This window comes from Comamonas terrae, from assembly GCF_001544075.1.
Classification (GTDB): domain Bacteria; phylum Pseudomonadota; class Gammaproteobacteria; order Burkholderiales; family Burkholderiaceae_C; genus Comamonas; species Comamonas terrae.
On record NZ_BCNT01000003.1, the window covers coordinates 403,260 to 422,981 of the forward strand.

A 19,722-nucleotide genomic window follows, 5' to 3' on the forward strand; every position below is an offset into this window, starting at 1 on the left:
GCAGCTAGCATGCTGCTCGCCAGTGCCGCCCCGGTGCTGGCCGCCGACGCCCAGCCCGCGGGCGCCCCCGTCCAGGCCATGGCCATGGCGGCTCCCGTTGCCGCAGCTCCCGCAGCCCGCACCACCATGCCGGCCCGCAACTGCACCGCCATCCGCACGGAAGAGCCTGCCACGGTCACGCTGGGCAAGTCCGTCGTCATTCCGCTCGCCTCTCCGATGGCGCGCATCCTGGTCAGCGGACAGACGCCCGGCAACACGCCGGCCGCCATGCCCGCACCGGGCGGCCAGATGCAGATGCAGGCACAAAACGGCATCGCCGATATCGAAGTGCAGCTGCTCAGCCCTCGGGACCTGTTCTTTCGCGGCCGCAAGGCCGGCGCCATGAACGTCATCCTGCAGAACGCCCAGGGCACCTGCTTCATCAAGGATGTGGTCGTCACCATGGACCCCGGTCCGCTGCAAGCCAAGCTCTCCGAACTCATGCCCGAGGAGCGCGGCATCCGCGTGCAGGGCGCCGACAACGCCCTGGTCCTCAGCGGCGAGATCAGCAACCCGCTGCGGCTCGACGACGTGATGACGCTGGCCTCGGCCTACAGCGACAGCAAGAAGATCGTCAACCTGATGCGCACCACATCGCCCCATCAGGTGATGCTGGAAGTCAAGATCGCCGAAGTAAGCAAGACCCTGCTGGACAAGCTCGGTTCCAGCTTCGCCAAGCAGGCCGTCAACGGCTCGAACACCTACTCCATCATTTCCAACTTCCTGAGCGGGGGCGGCGGGGTGCTCAGCGCCCTGCGCATAGGCAAGGCGTCGTTGAGCATCGACGGCCAGAAGGACGACGGCCTGGTGCGCATCCTGGCCGAGCCCAACATCATGGCCATCAGCGGCCAGCAGGCCAGCTTTCTCTCGGGGGGCAAGATCTTCATCCCCGTGGCCCAGAGCAACAGCAACGGCGTGCCGGTGATGACGCTGGAGGAAAAGGAGTTTGGCATCGGCGTCAAGTTCACGCCGACCGTGCTGGGCAACTCGCGTGTCAATCTCAAGCTGGTCTCCGAGGTATCGGACCTGTCGCAGACCGGCTCGCCCTTCACATCGATCAACGGCGTCACCTCCGTCATCCCGTCGCTCACCGTGCGGCGGGCCGACACCACGGTGCAGCTCAATGACGGGCAAAGCCTGGTGATTGCCGGCCTGATCAAGAACAACATCACCGAAGCCGTCAAGCGCTTCCCGGGGCTGGGCGAGATCCCCGTGCTCGGCGCGCTGGCACGCAGCACCGAGTTCCAGACCGACCAAACCGAGCTGATGTTCGTCATCACCCCGCGCCTGGTCCAGGCCCTGGCCGAGGCCCCGCGCGTACCGACCGACAACCATGTACCGCCCTCGCGCGCCGAGCGCTACTTGAACGGCGCCCTCGAAAGCGGCGCACCGGCCCAGGCGCCAGCCGCACAGCCGGTCCCGCAGGCCGCTCCCATGCAGCCCGAGCCTGTGGCATCCCCTGCACCGGCACCCATGGTGGCACCGCCGCCGCCAGCCGCGATGCCCGCACCGGTCTCGGCTGCACCGACCACCGAGCCCATGCCCCTGCCGCCAGCCGCTGCGCCTCAGCCACCGGTACGGCTGGACCAGAAACTGTATTCGCCCGCATGAACCGGAGGCCCGCCATGACCACGCGCATCCCCTTGCTTGCCCTTGTCGGCAGCGCCGCCTGTTCCGTATTGCTGGCCGGCTGCGGCAGCACCACCCCCAACTACGACACCCATTTCGGCGAAGCCGTGCGCACCGCCCGCCTGCAGATGACCATCAACCCCGATGCCGGCAAGGCCGTGGGCAAGGGCGTGGATGCGCCCACCGGCATGGACGGCCGCGCCACCGAGGCATCCATGGAGCGCTATGAACGCAGCTTCAAGACCCCGCCGCCAGCGGTCAATGTCATCAATATCGGCGGCTCGCTGAGCAGCAACTCAAGCGGCGGCGGGGGCGGCGGGTCCTCCTATTGATTCAAAAGCCTTTCAGCTACAACTCAACCGATTTCAACCATTGGCATCGAAAGGAGAGCAGATCGCATAGCGGCCTTGCACGCCAGCCACTGCCGGCCCTGCAAACCGGCATCCAAGCATGTACATGTTTCCGATCCATCACTCACTTTCGAGGTGTCACTATGAACAAGATCGCTCAGAAGTTTGGCAATTCCCTGCAGACTTTTGTCCACGATGAGGAAGGCGCACAGATCATCGAATACGCATTGATCGTTGCAGTCGTTTCTCTGGTTCTAATCGTTGCAATCAAGACAGCTCTAACGGGCAGCGGCGGTGCATTTACCCAATGGCTAGAAAAGGTGAAAGCCTGTTTGGGCGTGACTGGTGGCACCGGTACCTGCACATAAGCATTGCAGGCTTTCGCAACGGCAAAGGTCTCTGCCATCAACAAGCAGATGCAAGGCTTTTGCCGAAGCATCGCCTTAACGTCATCCACCTTCTCACTTGAGGTGTCACCATGAACAAGGTCGCTCAGCAATTTGGCAATTCCCTGCAATCCTTTGTCCGCGATGAAGAAGGTGCGCAGATCATCGAATACGCATTGATTGTCGCTGTCGTCTCTCTGGTTTTGATCATTGCAATCAAGACAGCTCTCGTCGATAACGGCGGTGCATTTACCAGTTGGCTAGATAAGGTCAAGGCCTGCTTGACTGCCGCTGCTACTGGTTGTTCTTAATTGGTTCGCCTCACAACGAAAGCCCATGCAGCGATGCCGCTGTATCGGCTTTCTCAGGGGATTCGACTTATTCAATCTGAATTGCATCATGAAAACCCACCCGCATTCCTGGCCCACAGTTCGGCCGCAGCGCGGTTCTGCCACCGCGCTGCGGCGGCAGCATGGTGCCGTCATCATTACCGTCGCACTGGCCCTGCTGTTTCTGCTGGGTTTCATGGGTATTGCTATCGACTTCGGTCGCTTGTTCGTAATAAAGACTGAACTGCAGACCGCCATGGACAGCTGTGCGCTGGCAGCGGCCCAGGAACTTGATACCGCTAGCGACGCCCTTACTCGAGCCGTCAGCGCAGGCCGCGCTTCGGGCAATCTCAATCGTGTTCAATTTCAGAGCTCCAGCGCCGGCATTACCGCTTCGGATATCAGTTTCAGCGATGCACTCAACGGCACCTACAGCGCCAACTTCCCCTACGCGACCGCCAAATACGCCAAGTGCCAGCACACGCAAACGGGAATCATGCCCTGGCTGCTGCAGGCGCTGGGAGCCTTTAGTGGCAATAGTACCTACGGCAACAGCCAGTCGGTCGCCGCAGTAGCCGTGGCTACGCGTGCACCGGCGCAAACCACCTGTGCCATACCGGTGCAGATCAATCCCAAGACTGGAGGCAAGCCACCAAACTATGGTTTTGCTATCGGGGAATGGATACCCACTGTCTACGACGAAAGCAAGTCCAGCACAGCCTCGCCTGGATATTTCGGCTGGGCCAATCTCGACGGCAGCAATAGTGGGAACACCACAACCAACGAACTCCTGGGTAACGGCCACTGCAACTTGAGCATCGGCGCTCCAGTCGGCACACCCGGCACCAAGTTTTCTGCCAGTATTGCTTGGAACTCTCGATTTGGCCTATACAAAAACGGCAATGGTAACCCCCAGGTCAATACGGCGTTGCCCGATCTGACAGGATATTCCTACACCAAAAAAAATTGGCCCAGTCAATCTAATGCTCTGCAGGATTTTCTGGCCAAACGCGCCGACCATAGATCCTACGGCGACCTCGCCGATAGCATTAATACCGGTGACACCATCACAGGCTTGAATATCAAAGGTGGCTATAAAGACGCGCAAATGGCTACTCATGCCGCAGGAGCCAATGCCCTGGCAACCTGGGGCGGCAACCGCCGATTGGTGATGGCTCCATTCGTGGTAGGTGGAAAAATTGATGGCTGGGCTTGCGTGTTGATGCTGCATCCCATAGACAGCAATAAGACCACGGTATATCTGGAGTACATCGCCAATGCCTCCAGCCCCCAGAGCAAGTGCACCACCAACGGTCTTCCCGGAGGCGGGACAGGCCCGTTAGTTCCAACGTTGGTCCAATAACCTCTGGGAGTATCAGCCATGAAGCCTACTTACTCTCTATATCAGCGCGGAGTGGCACTGACCGAATTCGCGCTGATTCTGCCACTGCTGCTGATACTGACCTTTATCACCACCGAGTTCGGACGCGCACTCTACCAATACAACACGCTCACAAAGGCTGTACGCGATGCTTCGCGGTATCTTTCAATACAAGACCCAAATATCGCGACCAATGATCCTCAAGGACTGATCACCAAGGCAAAAAATTTGGTGGTTTTTGGAAATGTCGCTGACACGGGAAATCCATTGGCCTTGGGGCTGTCAATCAACCAAGTACCCAAACCTACTTGGCAGAACGTGGGCTCATCTCCCGTCATCAATACAGTCACCATCCGCATTGCAGGTTGCGCCACCTCGCCACCACCTTGCTACAAATTCACACCACTTGTCTCAAGCGCGTTTGGCGTGAATTTCGGTACGGTGAACTTTGCGGATATCAGCGCCACGATGAGGGCACCGCTATGACAAACGCAGCTGCTCACTCTCAAGAACGAGGCGCCACGATGATCGAATTTTCCCTGGTGCTGATGATTTTTCTCACCTTCTTCCTCGGTGTGATGGACTTTGCCCGCATGCTGTGGACTTGGAATGCAGCCAATGAAGCTACACGCTGGGGCGCACGTACCGCCGTGGTGTGCTCCCAGGGCTCAGACAAAGTGCTGGACCGGATGAGGAAATTTCTGCCTCAACTCACTAGGGACAACGTAGTAGTGGATTGGTACGACGCCGCAGGCAATCAAAACAATGCCTGCACAGCTACCAACTGCGGCGCAGTCAATGTGCGTATCCAGAACCTGAACTATCAGTGGATCTCGCCGATCGGTTTCAGCTTGCCGGCAGCTTTTCCTATGCCGGGCTTTTCGACCTATTTGCCACGCGAAGCCATGGGTACGGATCCAGGCAGCAGCTCTGTATGTTCTGTTCCTTGAGCGATGGAGTAGCCCATGAAAATCGCCATCATCTCCCCCAACACCGCGCACCTGCACGAGATGGTCCAGGTGCTGCAGCGCTCGCACCAGGTGCAGACCTTCGAGGGCGGCAAGACACGCATGCCCGCCATTGCCGAGCAGGAGCGGCCCGATTTGATGATCGTGGACGGCATGTGCTGCGATCCGGCCGACCTGGCACCCGTGGAATCCGTGACCAACCGCTACCCGCATATGGCGGTGCTGCTGCTGTGCGCGCTGCAGACGCCCGAGTTCCTGCTGCAGTCCATGCGCGCCGGCGTGCGGGAAGTGCTGCCTTCGCCGCCGTCGACACAGGCCCTCATGGATGCCGTGCATCGCATTGCCGCCAAGCTGCCGGACAGGATGCAGGAACGCATGCAGGGACGGATCATGGCCTTTCTGCCCTGCAAGGGCGGTAGCGGCGCCACTTTTCTGGCCACCAATCTGGCGTGGATGCTGGCGCGCCACCATTCGGTGCTGCTGGTGGACCTGAACCTGCAGTTTGGCGATGCACTGGCCTATCTGCAGGAAGGCAATCCGGCATCGACCCTGGCCGATGTGGCGCGCGACATCCATCGCCTGGACGCTTCGTTTCTGGTCGCCAGCACGGTCAAGGTCACGCCCCGGCTGCACATGCTGGCGGCCCCGGAAGATGTGATCCATGCCATGGACGTGGAGCCCGAGCATGTGAACGCCATCGTGCAGCTGGCTGCAGCGCATTACGACTTTGTGCTGCTGGACCTGGGCCGCGTGCTCGACCCGCTGGCCCTGCGCATGCTGGACAGGGCCCAGAGCATTGTGCCGGTGCTGCTGCCCAATGTGCCGGCCGTGCGCAATGCGCAAAAGCTGCTGCGCATGTTCCATGACCTGGGCTACCCCGAAAGCAAGCTGCAGCCGGTGCTCAACCGCGTGGACCGGCGCCATGAAATCGGCCTGGCCGAAGTGCGCAAGACGCTGGGCCTGGACCAGCAGCAATGGCGCGCCGTGCCCGATGCGCCGCAGGAAGTGCAGGCCGCCATCAATGCCGGCGTGCCCCTGGCCGAATCTTCACGCAACAGCGCCGTGGTGCGCGAGCTGGCGGCCTGGGCCGAAGCTCTGGCCCCTGCAGCCCAGGAAGACAGCGGCGGCTTTCTGCACCGGCTCTTTCGCCGGGCCTGAGCCAGCCCATAGAGGAGGAGTCGATCATGTCATTGCGAGACCTGCTCACTACACCGGCCAGCCGCGTACCCCAGCCTGCATTGCATGCGGTGCCCGAGCCAGGCGATATGCCTGTGGCTGCTGCGGCGGAATCCACGCCGGCCGCCGCACCGCCATCCCTGTCGGCATCGCTGGCCGGCCGCGCTGCCTCCTACCTGGCGCTCAAGAGCCGCATCCACACCAAGCTGCTGGAGCGCTTTGACCTGGCGGCCCTGGAGTCTGCATCCGCCCAGGCGCTGCAGCAGGAAATCGCCGCCATGACCGAGCGGTTGCTGGCCGAGGACTCGGCCGCGGTCAACGACCTGGAAAAGCGCATGCTGATCCGCGATATCCAGCATGAAATGCTGGGCTTCGGCCCGCTGGAGCTGCTGATGGCCGACCCCTCCGTCTCCGACATCCTGGTCAACCGCTATGACAGCATCTATGTGGAGCGCCACGGCCGGCTGGAACCGACGCAGGTGGTCTTCACCGACGAAAAGCATCTGCTGCGCATCATCGACAAGATTGTCTCCCGCATAGGCCGGCGCATCGATGAGTCCAGCCCCATGGTCGACGCCCGCCTGCCCGATGGCTCGCGCGTGAATGCCGTGATTCCGCCCGTGGCGCTGGACGGCCCCATGATGTCGATCCGGCGCTTTGCCCGCACGCCGCTGCGCATGGAAAACCTGGTCAACGACCTCAAGAGCCTGACGCCCGCCATGGCCAGCGTGCTGGAAGCGCTGGCCAAGGCCAAGGTGAACATGATCATCTCGGGCGGCACGGGCGCCGGCAAGACCACGCTGCTCAACATTCTCTCGGGCTATATCCCCGAGGCCGAGCGCCTGGTCACCATCGAGGATGCCGCCGAGCTGCAGCTGCAGCAGCCCCATGTGGTGCGCATGGAAACGCGTCCGCCCAATATCGAGGGTCGCGGCGAGATCACGCAGCGCGCGCTGGTGCGCAATGCCCTGCGCATGCGGCCGGACCGCATCATCATCGGCGAGGTGCGCGGCGCCGAGGCCGTGGACATGCTGCAGGCCATGAACACCGGCCACGAGGGCTCGCTGACCACCATCCATGCCAACACGCCGCGCGATTCGCTGGCACGGCTGGAGAACATGGTGGGCATGGCCGGCATGAACCTGCCCCACCAGGCCGCGCGCCAGCAGATCGCCTCGGCCATCACGGTCGTCATCCAGGTGCTGCGCATGACGGACGGCAAGCGCAAGATCACCAGCATCCAGGAAATCACGGGCATGGAGGGCGAGGTCATCACCATGCAGGAAATCTTTGCCTTCACCCAGACCGGAGTGGGCGCGAATGGCGAAGTGCAGGGCTACTTCCATGCCACGGGCGTGCGGCCCAAGTTTGCCGACCGGCTCAAGGGCTTTGGCCTGGCATTGCCGGATACGGTATTCGACCCCGGAAAACGCTACCAGTGAAAACGGAGGCCGCCATGCCGTCCTTTTTTTCCTCCTACCCGGTGCTTGTGATCGTCGCACTGGTATTTGCGGCAGTGCTGCTGCTGCTGCAAGCCGCCCATGCGCTGTGGAAGCAGTACAAAAGCCCTGAAGCCAAACGGCTGGAGCGCCGGCTGCGTGCGCTGTCCGCCGCACATGATGACAGTGCCGCTACCAAGCTGGTCAAGGACCGCGTGCTAAGCGACATGCCCGGGTTGCAGCGCACGCTGCAGCGCATGCCCCGTGCCCACCAGCTGGATCGTTTCATCCTGCAGTCGGGCCTGGAGTGGACGGTCTCGGGGCTGCTGCTGGGCTGTCTGCTGCTATGTGCCGCTGGTTTGCTGGCCGCCACCATGCTGCGCCAGTCCCTGGCCCTGGGGCTGCTGGCCGGCGCTGTGCTTGGCGCCCTGCCGCTGCTCTACGTGCAGCGCAAGCGCCACCAACGCCTTAGCCTGATGGAGCGCCAGCTTCCCGAGGCGCTGGATCTGCTGGCCAGGGCGCTGCGCGCCGGCCATGCGTTTTCAGCGGGCCTGCAGATGGCAGGCGACGAGCTGGCCGAGCCCATTGCCGGCGAGTTCCGCCTGGTGCATGACGAAATCAACTATGGCACCTCGCTGCAGCAGGCCCTGGGCAATCTGGGCGAGCGCGTGCCCATCACCGATCTGCGCTATTTCATCGTGGCCGTGCTCATACAGCGCGAATCGGGCGGCAACCTCACGGAAATGCTGGGCAATCTGAGCCATTTGATCCGCGAGCGCCTCAAGCTCCACGCCAAGGTGCGCGTGCTCTCGGCCGACGGCCGCATGTCGGCCTGGATTCTGGGCCTCATGCCGTTTGGCCTGGGCGCCTTGCTCAATCTGCTGAACCCGGATTTCATGTCCCCGCTGTGGACCGACCCCATGGGCATCACCATCCTCAAATGGCTGGCGGCGATGATGGTGGTGGGGCTGCTGCTGCTGCGCCGCATTGCCCGCATCCGGGTATGAAACCGAATTGAACACAAGGAGTGCGCCATGCTGATCATTGCCGTGCTGACCTTTACCGCCCTCATGCTGACCGCCGGCGCGCTCTTCTTCTGGTGGGTGCCGACAGCCACGGAACAGCGCCTGCAGGCCTTGGCGCCGGCAGCCAGGGAAAGCCACTGGACCGAGACCGCCGTCAAGCTGGTGGGCCCGTTTGCCCAGCTGTCGTCGCCCACCGAAGGCATCGATGCCTCGCCACTGCGCCTGCGCTTTTTGAATGCGGGCATACGCAATGAGCACGCTTCAATGATTTACTTTGGTATCAAGACGCTGCTGCCGCTGGCTGTTGCATTGACTGTGTATTCGGTCCTCCTCGCTTCCGGTACGACAGAGACATCCCAGCTTCTGCTATTTACCGTGGTGGCATCTCTGATCGCCTGCTATCTACCTAATCTGGTACTGCGCTGGCTGGCCAGGCACCGCAAGCGCGAAATCTTCGAGAACTTTCCCGATGCGGCAGACCTCATGCTGGTCTGCGTGGAGGCCGGCCTGGGCCTGGATGCGGCCCTGGGCAAGGTGACCGAGGAAATCCGCATCAAGAGCGAAGCCCTGGCCGAAGAGCTGCACTGGACCAATCTGGAAATGCGCGCCGGCAGCACGCGAGAGAAAGCCCTGCGCAACCTGGCCGCACGCACCGGCGTGGATGAAATTCACACTTTCACCGCCATGCTCACGCAGGCGGATCGCTTCGGCACCAGCATCGGCGATTCGCTGCGTGTGTTCTCCGACGATCTGCGCCACAAGCGGCAGATGCGCGCCGAGGAACTCGCGGCCAAGATTCCCACCAAGATGCTGTTTCCGCTGGTGACCTGCATTTTTCCGGCCATCGTGATGGTGGTACTGGGGCCCGCCATCATCCGGATCGTGCACATGATCATGCCCATGCTCGCCGGAACCTCCTGACGGCCCTGGCTGTTTTCAGAAGGTCTCCCACTCGTCGTCTGCAGCTCCTGCAGTCATGCCGACAGGCTTGCCCTTGCTGGCAATGGTGGCCGGCACGTTCGCCGGAGCCTGGCCTGCGACTGCAGACTTGAGCTTGGCGGGCGCCTTGGTGTGAGGGCGCTGCACTGCCGCAGAGGGCTTGGGGGCTGATGCAGCAGCTGCACGGGGTGCAGCCTGCTTCGCCACGCTCTGCACCTGCTGGCCTGTCCTGAACACCGACACCACTTGCGACAGGCGGCTGGCCTGCTCCTGCAGCGCCATGGCCGCTGCACTCGACTCTTCGACCAGGGCGGCGTTCTGCTGCGTCATCTGGTCCAGATTGCTCACGGCCTGATTGACCTGATTGATGCCGTCGCGCTGTTCGGAGGACGAAGCCGTGATTTCGCCGATCAGGTCGCTGACGCGGCGCACGCTGGAGACGATTTCGTCCATGCTTCGGCCCGCCTGCTCGACCTGCTGCGAGCCCGATTGCACGTTGTCCACGCTGGTGGTGATCAGCAGCTTGATTTCCTTGGCCGCCTCGGCGCTGCGTCCGGCCAGGGCCCGCACTTCGCCGGCCACCACGGCAAAGCCGCGGCCCTGCTCGCCGGCGCGGGCCGCTTCGACGGCTGCATTCAATGCCAGGATATTGGTCTGGAAGGCAATGCCGTCGATCACGCCGATGATGTCGGCGATCTTGCGGCTGCTGTCCGTGATCTGCTGCATGCTGTGCACCACCTGCTGCACCACATGGCCGCCCTGCTCCGCCGCCTGGGCCGCGGTGGCGGCCAGCTGGTTGGCCTGGCGGGCCGTGTCGGCCGACTGGGTGACCGTGGCGGTCAGTTGTTCCATGCTGGCCGCAGTTTCCTCCAGGTTGGCCGCAGTCTGCTCGGTACGGGCCGACAGGTCCTGGTTGCCCGTGGCGATCTCGCCCGAAGCAGTGGAGACCGACTCCACGCCCTGGCGCACCTCGCCCACCACGGTGCGCAGGCGCTCGGTCATGGCATTGAGTGCACGCAGCAGCAGGCCGAGTTCATCATGGCGATCATTGCGCACCGCGGCCGTCAGGTCACCTTCGGCAATCTTGTCGGCCAGCGCCACGGCTTCGTTGAGCGGATGGGTGATGGAGCGCATCATCAGCACGCCAGCCGTCAGCCCCAGCAGCACGATGAGGCCGCAGGCCACGCCGATGATCCAGTAGGCACGGCCGCGCAGGCTCTCGCCGGCCTGCTCGGCCTGCTGCTTGAGGCGTTCCTGCAGCTCGACATAGGCCTGCTGGGAATCGCTGTAGGCCTTGGCGATGGGCGCCATCTTGTCCACCAGGTCGCGTGCAGCAGCGAAATCGCCGGACTTGCGTGCCTCCTGCACGGCACTGTTGACCTCCAGGGTCTTGCGGCGGTTTTCGGACACCTTGGCCAGTTCTGCCTTGGATTCGGGCGACACCGCCAGCTCGGTGACTTTCTTCTGCAGCGCGGTGATGCGTGCAATGCCCTTGTTCATGAGATCGCGCTGGCGTTCCACCAGATGCTCCTCGCTGGACATGGCGGCGACGATGGAGCGGTCCACGCTGGTGTCCGTGAGATCGCGCCATTCGCGTGCCAGCGCGGAACTGGTCTGGGCGCGGTCGATGTCTTCCAGGATGCGGCTGTTGACCTCATGCAGGTAGAAAAGACTGCCGACGACGACGGCCGCCATGCTCAGCAAAAGACCGATCACCAGCAGCCAGAGCTTGCGTGCAACAGTGAGATGAAGTGACTTCATGAAACAACCAATCCACAAAAAACCGACCAACAGACAACGGCCAGAGACCCGGACCCGGAAGGCTGCGTCCGCCCTGCAGTACGCCTAGCCACTCTTCGTCATAAGCATCTGAATATTAAATATTGTTACAAAATGATGAAGCTCTGCCGCCCGGCAAAACACTGATGCGCTGCCCGCATCGCCAGCTGCCTGCCAGGAGCAGGAAATCCATGATGGCCGCTCACCCAGCCTCACGGAGGGGGAACCTACAATGGGCTGGTGCCAAATACCTATCTGAATGCCGACCTGCACTGCCACTCCGTGGTATCCGACGGCACCCTCACGCCCGAGCAGCTGGCCCGGCGCGCCGCGGACCGGGGCGTGCAGCTGTGGGCTCTGACCGACCATGACGAGGTCGGCGGCCAGCACCGCGCTGCGCAAGCCGCCCATGCCTGCGGCCTGGACTATCTGACCGGCACAGAAATCTCGGTGAGCTTTGCCGGCCACACCGTGCACATCGTGGGCCTGGGCTTCGATGCCGACGATGCCCAGCTGAGCCAGGGTCTGTATGAGACGCGCAACGGCCGCGGCCCGCGCGCCAAGGAAATGGCGCGCCAGCTGGAACTCGCCGGCATCGCGGGCAGCTACGAGGGCGCGCTGCGCCATGCGGGAAACCCGGAGCTGATCTCGCGCACCCACTTTGCGCGCTACCTGGTGGAAAGCGGCATCTGCAGCGATACCTATGAGGTGTTCCGTCGCTTCCTGACCGAAGGCCATCCCGGCTACGTGCCCCATGTCTGGGCCAGCCTGCGCGACGCCGTGCACTGGATCACGGATGCCGGCGGCATGGCCGTGATTGCCCATCCGGCCCGCTATGGCCTGACGGCCAACGAGGAATACGCGCTGTTTTCGGAATTCAAGCAGCATGGCGGCCAGGGCGTGGAAGTCGTCACGGGCAGCCACCATCCGCATGAATACGCCATCTACGCCGACATGGCGCAGGAATTCGGCCTGGCCGCATCGCGCGGCAGCGATTTCCACAGCCCCGAGGAATCGCATACCGATCTCGGCGACCTGCCGCCATTGCCCGCCAGGCTCACGCCGGTATGGGAGCTGCTTCAGGAGCGCATCCAGAGGGCCTGACCGGCCCGCCATCCGCTATTCTTTTCATATTGGCACCGGCCTACAGGATCCCGCTCCATGACCATCCGCTTTGAAGTCTATCCAGAGAACCCGCAGCCCCGCATCATCAAGCAGGCGGCCGAGATGCTGCGCAAGGGCGCCATCATGGCGGTGCCCACGGACTCCAGCTACGCACTGGTCTGCCACCTGGACGACAAGAATGCCGTGGACCGCATCCGCCGCATCCGCCAGATCAACGACAAGCACCATCTGACGCTGCTGTGCCGCGACCTGTCCGAGCTTGCCAACTATGCGCGCGTGGACAACCGGCAGTACCGCCTGCTCAAGCTGGCCACGCCCGGGCCCTACACCTTCATCCTGGAAGCCTCCAAGGAGGTTCCCAAGCGCCTGAGCCACCCTTCGCGCAAGACCATAGGCCTGCGCGTGCCGGACCGCAAGGGCCTGCAGCTGCTGCTGGAGGAACTGGGCGAACCGCTGCTGGCCACCACATTGATTGCGCCCGGAGAGACCGAGCCGCTCAACGATGCCGATGCCATCCTGGAGCGCTTTCCCCATGAACTCGATGCCGTGGTCGATGCCGGCGCCTGCCCGCAGGAGCCGACGACCGTGCTCGATCTGGTGCCCATGGCACTCAACAATCCACCCACCGTCGTGCGCCAGGGCCGCGGCAGCCTGGACAGCATAGGCCTGCAGGCCGATTGAGATCGATCTGCCAGGCCGGCGGCGAGCCCGGCTGGCCGTCAATCAAAAAAAGGGGCTTTCGCTCCTTTTTTTGATAGCTTGCTGCGCTCATGCAGCAAGCGTGAGAGTCGGTTTTAGCTTCGATTCGCCATCAGGCCGATTCATGCGCCAGTTGCTTGGCCACGGACCTGGCTGCGGGCTTGCCGCCATCGCGCCGCAGCGCGGCAGGCGCCAGCGCAGGAACCGCAAGGGCAGGCATTGCCGGCGCGTCTTCCTCGTCCAGCTTGAACGCCCCCACGGCCTCCTGCAGGTCCCGGGTACGGGCATTGAGCGCCGCCGCCGCCTGCGTGGCTTGCTGCACCAGCACGGCGTTTTCCTGGTTGGTGCTGTCCATGTGCGCCACGGCCGTGTTCACATGGTCGATGCCTTCGCTCTGTTCCTGCAGGGCATGGGAGATTTCGCCGAGCAGGCCCGTGACCTGGCCCACGGACTGCACGATGTCCTTCATTGTCACGCCAGCCTGGCCCACGAGACCGGCACCGCTTTCCACCTGCGCTACGCTGACGGTGATCAGCTCCTTGATCTGCTTGGCCGCCTCGGCACTGCGCTGCGCCAGCGAACGCACCTCGCTGGCCACCACCGCAAAGCCGCGCCCCTGCTCGCCCGCGCGGGCAGCTTCCACCGCGGCATTGAGCGCCAGGATATTCGTCTGGAAGGCAATGCCCTCGATCACCTGGATGATGTCCACGATCTTGCGCGAACTGCCACTGATGGCTTCCATGGTGCTCACCACCTGGCCGACCACCGCGCCGCCGCGCTCGGCCGTGGCCGAAGCCGCCACCGCCAGTCCGCTGGCCGAGCGCGCCCGGTCCGCGTTCTGGCGCACCGTGGCCGTGAACTGTTCCATGCTGGCGGCCGTTTCGGCCAGGGCGCTGACCTGGGCTTCGGTACGGCTGGAAAGATTGGCATTGCCGGCATCGATCTCCCCGGCCGAGACGCCGATGGCGTCGGTGGACTGCTTGATGCGCCCCACCAGCTCGGTCAGCGTGTCTTCCATGGTGCCAAGCGCCGTCAGCAGGCGGCCGAAGTCGCCCTGGGTGTCGGAAGAGAACTCCTGGCTCAGATCACCGGAGGCCACGGTCTCGGCAATCAGAATGGCCTGCCTGAGAGGCTGGACGATGCCGCGGCTCAGGCTGAACCAGGCAAACACGCAGACCAGCAGGGCCACGGCCCCCAGGCCCAATGCCCACCAGCGGGTCTGCGCCACCTCATCCAGCAACCCGTGCCACTGCGCTCCCTGCAACTGGCCCGACTGGCCCGCCTGCAGTCCCTGGGCCACATGGTCCAGCGCCAGCAGGCTCGTGCCCGCCAGGCCCAGAACCAGCAAGCCGATGGAACCAAAAGCGATCACGAGCCGCATACCGATCGGCAATCTTGCAAATATTCCCACGATACCTTCCTTGCCTTGAACCCACTGTGCGCCCTTGGGGCCGCCCTACCTGCCGCAGCGTGCATTCACTGACATGCGGACACAAACGCCCGACACTACAGCATCTGTTGCATTTTGCAACAGAAACTTTCCCTAAAGCGCACCGCCCCCGCCGCAACAGCGCGCTCCACTTCCGCTCATCGCCCTGTCTCCCCAGCGACATGGAGCGCCACACGGGCATATCGCAACGCACAGGGGCCCGGTCTGAGACAATCAGTGTGTGGAACTGTCTGAACTTATACAAACCGTACTCATCTACGCCCTGCCGGTGCTGTTCGCCATCACCATCCATGAGGCAGCGCACGGCTATGCGGCACGCCATTTCGGCGACAACACGGCGGCCATGATGGGGCGCATCACGCTCAACCCCATCAAGCACATCGATCCCGTCGGCACCATCCTGATGCCGCTGCTGCTGTACTTCGCGACCTCGGGAGCCTTTCTGTTCGGCTATGCCAAGCCCGTGCCCGTGCGCTTCGACCAGCTGCGCCATCCCAAGCGCGACATGATCTGGGTAGCGCTGGCCGGCCCGGCCTCCAATTTCGTGCAGGCGCTGCTGTGGGGCGTTGCGCTGGTCGTGCTCGTGGGCGCGGGCCTGAACGAGCGCTTCTTCCTGGAGATGTGCCGCGCCGGCATTCTGGTCAATCTGGTGATGTGGGCGTTCAACCTGTTTCCGCTGCCGCCGCTGGATGGCGGCCGCATCCTGGTCGGCCTGCTGCCATGGAAGCAGGCCCATGCCGTGGCCCGCATCGAGCCCTACGGCTTCTTCATCGTCATGGCCCTGGTGATCGCCGGCGTGGTGGGCAGCTACTGGCTGCGCCCGCTGATGAACCTGGGCTACGGCGCCATCGATCTGGTTCTTTCCCCCCTGATTGCCTTGCTGCGCTGAGCGCCCGGCGATAGACCGACCGTATTTCGCAGACCTTCTGTTATGAGCACCACCCGTTTCCTGACCGGCATCACCCCCAGCGGCACGCCCCATCTGGGCAATTACGCAGGCATGATGCGCCCCGCCATCCTCGCCAGCCGTGCCCCGAATGTGGAGAACTTCTACTTTCTGGCCGACTACCACGCACTGATCAAGTGCCAGGATCCCGACCGCGTCCAGCGCTCGACCATCGAGATCGCGGCCAGCTGGCTGGCCGCCGGCCTGGACCCCGAGCATGTGACCTTCTACCGCCAGTCCGACATCCCCGAGATCCCGGAGCTGACCTGGTTTCTCACCTGCGTGACCGGCAAGGGCCTGCTCAACCGCGCCCATGCCTACAAGGCTTCCGTGGACAAGAACCATGCCGCCGGCGTGGATCCTGACGACGGCGTGACCGCCGGCCTGTTCATGTATCCCGTGCTGATGGGCGCCGACATTCTGGTGTTCAATGCCCAGAAGGTGCCCGTGGGCCGCGATCAGGTGCAGCACCTGGAGATGGCGCGCGACATGGCCTCCAGCTTCAACCACATCTACGGCGGCGACTACTTCACCCTGCCCGAGGCCGTGGTCGAGGAAAGCGTGGCCACGCTGCCCGGCCTGGACGGCCGCAAGATGAGCAAGAGCTACAACAACACCATCCCGCTGTTCGCGCCGCGCGAGCAGCTCCGCAAGCTCATCAACAGCATCACCACCGACTCGCGCGCGCCCGGCGAGCCCAAGGAAGTCGAAGGCTCGGCCCTGTTCCAGATCTACCAGGCCTTTGCCAGCGAAGAGGAAACCGCCGCGCTGCGCCAGCAATATGCCGAAGGCATTGCCTGGGGCGATGCCAAGCAGGTGCTGTTCGAGCGCATCGACCGCGAGATCGCGCCCATGCGCGAACGCTATGAATACCTGATCTCCCACCCGCAGGAGCTGGAAGACATTCTGCAGGCGGGCGCCGCCAAGGCCCGCAAGCTCGCCACGCCGCTGCTGCGCGAGCTGCGCAGTGCCGTGGGCCTGCGCAACCTGGCCAGCACGGCGACCCAAAAGAGTGCCAAGGCCGCCAAGTCGGCCCTGCCGCAGTTCAAGCAGTACCGCGAGACGGACGGACTCTTCTACTTCAAACTCGTGGCCGGCGACGGCCGGCTGCTGCTGCAGAGCCAGGGCTTCACGGCCCCCAAGGACGCCGGGCAGAGCATCGCCCGGCTGCAGCGCGAAGGCGCGGCGGCCCTCTCGGACCTGCAGGACCGGCTGCGGCCGGTGGACGGCGTGGCCGAAGCACAGGTGCTGTCGGCGCTGCAACAGCTGCGCGAGGCGGCCGAGCAGTAAAGTTAGACTGCACAACGGAGGACAGCCCGCCGCAAGCATGGCGGGCCCTATCGGAAACCTCGCTTTTTTGCGGAAGGGAATATCAATGCGTATTGCTGCCTTGGACGACGATCCTTTGCAACTGGACATGCTGGTCCAGGTGGCGACGGAAAGCGGTCATAGCTGCCACACCTACCTCAAGGGGGCCGCCCTGCAGCAGGACCTGCGCCGCGAAAGCTTCGATCTGCTGATCGTGGACTGGCAGCTGCCCGACATGCAGGGCACGGATCTGGTGCGCTGGGTGCGCAGCCAGGTCAGCAAGGAGCTGCCCATCCTCTTCATCACCTTCCGCAGCGAAGAATCGGACATCATCGAAGGCCTGGCCTGCGGCGCCGACGATTTCATGATCAAGCCCGTGCGCGCCGGCGAGCTGCGCGCGCGCATTGCGGCGCTGCTGCGCCGCGCCTATCCCGTTCCGGCGCAAAGCGTGCTGGAGTTCGGCCCCTACCGTTTTCTCACCGCGACCAACAGCATCGAGATCAACGGCCAGCCCGTGGACGTCACGCACCGCGAATACACGCTGGCGCTGACGCTGTTCCAGAACCAGGGCCGCCTGCTGTCGCGCGACCATCTGCGCGAGGTGGTCTGGGGCCACAACTCCGAAGTGCAGTCGCGTTCGCTGGATACCCATGTCTCGCGCCTGCGCACGCTGCTGAACTTGCGGGCCGGCCAGCCCTATGCGATCTCGGCCGTCTACGGCTATGGGTACCGGCTGGACGTTCCCGATGCCGGCGATCCAGCCCCGGCTGCAGCCAGCGCCTAAGCGCAGCAGCGGCCTGGCGGCGGATCCGTTGCCAGGTCGTTTCCCTCATCCCCACCCCCTACCGCTTCATGCCACCAACCGCCTTCTCTCCAAGCTTTCCACGCCCAACGCTGCAGCGCCCGCTGCGCGGCCGGCCCTGGCTGGCAGTTGAGCTGGCTGCAGGGCTGACCGGCCTGGGCAGCCTGCTGGCCAGCACCGCAGCGCTGGCGCAGATCACGCCCCTGCCGCGCGGCGGCGACGTGATTGCGCACCGGGTGGTGGCTGGAGACACGCTGGAGCAGCTCGCGGCCCGCTATCTGGGCGACTACCGCCAGTGGTCGGCGCTGCAAAGCCACAACAAGGTTCCCGATCCTTACCGCCTGCGCCCCGGCTCGGTGCTGGAGATCCCGCTGAACCTGCTGCGCGCGGCCACGGCCTCGGTGGAATTCGTGCATGGCGACGTGCGCTCGCGCTCGCTCAGCCATCCGGGCGACGCCGGCGCGGGCCAGCCCGTGCAGACCCCCGTACAAAAAGGCCAGCTGCTGCAGGAAGGCGACTCGCTCAAGCTGGCGCCGGACTCCTTTGTCGCCGTCAAGCTGGCCGACGGCTCGCTGGTGCGCGTGCAGGCCGAATCCGAAGTACAGCTGCGCCAGATGCGCCGCAAGGGCCGCGCCGGCACGCTGCAATCGGTGCTGGATCTGCGCGAAGGCGCCCTGGAGGCTTCGGTCCCCAAGCAGGCCAATGGCGAGCGCCGCTTCGAGGTGCGTACGCCGGCGGCCTCCACCAGCGTGCGCGGCACCCGTTTTCTGGTGTTCAACGATGCCGATGGCCGCACGGCTGCCGCGGTGGACGAAGGCTCGGTGGCCGTGCGCGCGGGCCAGCCCTCGGCATTGCTGCATCCGGGCCAGGGTGTCTCCGTCACGGCCGACGGCCAGGTGGGCGCCCCCCGCAAGATGCTGCCGGCCCCCGACGTTTCTGCGTGGCCGCAACTGGCCGAGGATGCAAGCTGGGTCAGCCTGCCCCTGCCCACCCTGCCTGGCGCCATACGCTATCAGGTCCAGCTGGCGCAGGACGCGTCCATGGACCAAGTGATACGCAGCGGGCTCTTCAGCCAGTCGCCTGCACGCCTGACCGGCGTGGACGATGGCAGCTATGTGGTCGCCATCCGCGCGCTGGATGCCAACGGCATCCCCGGCGCACGCAGCCTGCATTCTTTGCGCGTCAAGGCCCACCCCGTGCCGCCGCTGTACGAGTCGCCTGCGGCCGACGCCACCATCGGCCTGGGACAGACCGGCCTGAGCTGCACCAAGGTGGCGGAAGCCTCGGCCTACCGCATCCAGGTCGCGGCCGCCGACGGCGACTTCGCGCAGCCCCTGGTCGATGCCTCCGCGCTCCAGGACTGCGCATTGCCGGCCGAGGCACTGGCCGGGCTAGCCCCGGGCGCCTACCGCTGGCGCGCCGCCAGCCTGCGTACCCTGGCGGACGGCCGCATCGACCAGGGCCCGTTTGCCGCCGCGCAGGCCGTGAAGCTGGCCCCGCCGCCCCCCCAGCCGTCCGGCGATGCCCTGCAGATGGGCGGAGGTCCTGGTGAAGGCAGCCGCACCATCCGCTGGAGCGGCGAGCCGGGCCAGCGCTACCACATCGTTGTCGCCAGCGAGCCCGGCTTTGCCGCGCCGCTGGTGGACACCTGGGTGGATGAGCCGCAGTGGAGCACGCAGGAGCTGCCCGCCGGGTCCTACTACCTGCGCCTGCAGGTACAGGACAGCAACGGGCTGCGCAGCAATTTCTCGGCCGCGCGCCAGTTCCAGACCGGCAGCTGGGTCACCGACGGCGGCGGCCAGATGCTGACTTCCGGCGATGGAGCACGGCTGCAGCGCCAGCAACCTTGAACCTCCTGCGCGCTCGCTCATAAAAAAGGAGCTGCTACCGCTTGCCGCCACATGACTTCGGTGATCCATTACATTGAAGTCCAATGAATACAGGCGCCAGCA

At 64.1% G+C, this 19,722-nt stretch carries 19 protein-coding genes; 17 read left to right on the forward strand and 2 right to left on the reverse strand.

What is annotated here, in order from left to right; translation table 11 throughout:
• Positions 1–9: 9 nt before the first annotated feature.
• From Cte04_RS05160 to Cte04_RS05210, 11 genes are all read left to right on the forward strand, one after another.
• Positions 10–1,650 (forward strand): type II and III secretion system protein family protein, encoded by a 1,641-nt coding sequence (locus tag Cte04_RS05160; protein WP_083526514.1) that lies wholly within the window; start codon positions 10–12, stop codon positions 1,648–1,650.
• Positions 1,651–1,664: 14 nt separating this feature from the next.
• Positions 1,665–2,000: a hypothetical protein gene (locus Cte04_RS05165; protein ID WP_066473130.1), complete on the forward strand. Its 336-nt coding sequence runs from the start codon at positions 1,665–1,667 to the stop codon at positions 1,998–2,000.
• 161 nt (positions 2,001–2,161) lie between these two features.
• Positions 2,162–2,386 carry a Flp family type IVb pilin gene (locus Cte04_RS05170; RefSeq protein WP_066473132.1) on the forward strand — a complete coding sequence of 75 codons (225 nt, stop codon included), beginning with the start codon at positions 2,162–2,164 and terminating at the stop codon, positions 2,384–2,386.
• 110 nt (positions 2,387–2,496) lie between these two features.
• Positions 2,497–2,715: a Flp family type IVb pilin gene (locus tag Cte04_RS05175; protein ID WP_066473134.1), complete on the forward strand. Its 219-nt coding sequence runs from the start codon at positions 2,497–2,499 to the stop codon at positions 2,713–2,715.
• A 25-nt stretch (positions 2,716–2,740) separates the two neighbouring features.
• Positions 2,741–4,096, forward strand: a complete 1,356-nt coding sequence (locus Cte04_RS05180; RefSeq protein WP_245633297.1) for a pilus assembly protein TadG-related protein — start codon at positions 2,741–2,743, stop codon at positions 4,094–4,096.
• Between the two features lie 18 nt (positions 4,097–4,114).
• Positions 4,115–4,600 carry a TadE/TadG family type IV pilus assembly protein gene (locus Cte04_RS05185; protein ID WP_083526515.1) on the forward strand — a complete coding sequence of 162 codons (486 nt, stop codon included), beginning with the start codon at positions 4,115–4,117 and terminating at the stop codon, positions 4,598–4,600.
• Positions 4,601–4,638: 38 nt separating this feature from the next.
• The gene (locus Cte04_RS05190) at positions 4,639–5,064 is read left to right on the forward strand and encodes a TadE family protein (RefSeq protein WP_083526533.1); all 426 of its coding nucleotides are present in this window, start codon (positions 4,639–4,641) and stop codon (positions 5,062–5,064) included.
• Positions 5,065–5,079: 15 nt separating this feature from the next.
• Positions 5,080–6,240, forward strand: a complete 1,161-nt coding sequence (locus Cte04_RS05195; protein WP_066473138.1) for a CpaE/TadZ family protein — start codon at positions 5,080–5,082, stop codon at positions 6,238–6,240.
• Positions 6,241–6,266: 26 nt separating this feature from the next.
• Positions 6,267–7,700, forward strand: coding sequence for a TadA family conjugal transfer-associated ATPase (locus tag Cte04_RS05200; RefSeq protein ID WP_083526516.1), 1,434 nt, complete (start codon positions 6,267–6,269; stop codon positions 7,698–7,700).
• 14 nt (positions 7,701–7,714) lie between these two features.
• Entirely contained in the window at positions 7,715–8,704 is a 990-nt protein-coding gene (locus tag Cte04_RS05205; protein ID WP_066474004.1) for a type II secretion system F family protein, read from the forward strand.
• Between the two features lie 27 nt (positions 8,705–8,731).
• On the forward strand, positions 8,732–9,643 hold the full coding sequence (locus Cte04_RS05210) for a type II secretion system F family protein (protein WP_066473150.1): 912 nt from the start codon (positions 8,732–8,734) through the stop codon (positions 9,641–9,643).
• A 15-nt stretch (positions 9,644–9,658) separates the two neighbouring features.
• Here the strand turns inward: Cte04_RS05210 and Cte04_RS05215 are convergent, their stop codons facing one another.
• Positions 9,659–11,422 (reverse strand): methyl-accepting chemotaxis protein, encoded by a 1,764-nt coding sequence (locus tag Cte04_RS05215; protein ID WP_066473152.1) that lies wholly within the window; start codon positions 11,420–11,422, stop codon positions 9,659–9,661.
• Positions 11,423–11,680: 258 nt separating this feature from the next.
• Here Cte04_RS05215 and Cte04_RS05220 point away from each other — a divergent pair, with 258 nt between their 5' ends.
• Both Cte04_RS05220 and Cte04_RS05225 read left to right on the forward strand, forming a co-directional pair.
• On the forward strand, positions 11,681–12,544 hold the full coding sequence (locus Cte04_RS05220; RefSeq protein ID WP_066473154.1) for a 3',5'-nucleoside bisphosphate phosphatase: 864 nt from the start codon (positions 11,681–11,683) through the stop codon (positions 12,542–12,544).
• 57 nt (positions 12,545–12,601) lie between these two features.
• Positions 12,602–13,246 carry an L-threonylcarbamoyladenylate synthase gene (locus tag Cte04_RS05225; protein ID WP_066473158.1) on the forward strand — a complete coding sequence of 215 codons (645 nt, stop codon included), beginning with the start codon at positions 12,602–12,604 and terminating at the stop codon, positions 13,244–13,246.
• 130 nt (positions 13,247–13,376) lie between these two features.
• Here the strand turns inward: Cte04_RS05225 and Cte04_RS05230 are convergent, their stop codons facing one another.
• Positions 13,377–14,645, reverse strand: coding sequence for a methyl-accepting chemotaxis protein (locus Cte04_RS05230; protein WP_066473160.1), 1,269 nt, complete (start codon positions 14,643–14,645; stop codon positions 13,377–13,379).
• Positions 14,646–14,934: 289 nt separating this feature from the next.
• Between Cte04_RS05230 and Cte04_RS05235 the strand changes: the two genes are divergently transcribed.
• The 4 genes from Cte04_RS05235 to Cte04_RS05250 all read left to right on the forward strand — a co-directional run bounded on the left by Cte04_RS05235 (position 14,935) and on the right by Cte04_RS05250 (position 19,620).
• A complete protein-coding gene (locus Cte04_RS05235) occupies positions 14,935–15,603 on the forward strand; it encodes a site-2 protease family protein (RefSeq protein ID WP_066473163.1) in 669 nt (222 codons plus the stop codon).
• 42 nt (positions 15,604–15,645) lie between these two features.
• The gene (locus Cte04_RS05240; RefSeq protein ID WP_066473165.1) at positions 15,646–16,950 is read left to right on the forward strand and encodes a tryptophan--tRNA ligase; all 1,305 of its coding nucleotides are present in this window, start codon (positions 15,646–15,648) and stop codon (positions 16,948–16,950) included.
• Between the two features lie 85 nt (positions 16,951–17,035).
• Positions 17,036–17,752, forward strand: a complete 717-nt coding sequence (locus Cte04_RS05245; RefSeq protein WP_066473169.1) for a response regulator transcription factor — start codon at positions 17,036–17,038, stop codon at positions 17,750–17,752.
• Positions 17,753–17,820: 68 nt separating this feature from the next.
• On the forward strand, positions 17,821–19,620 hold the full coding sequence (locus tag Cte04_RS05250) for a FecR family protein (RefSeq protein WP_083526517.1): 1,800 nt from the start codon (positions 17,821–17,823) through the stop codon (positions 19,618–19,620).
• Positions 19,621–19,722 lie beyond the last annotated feature (102 nt).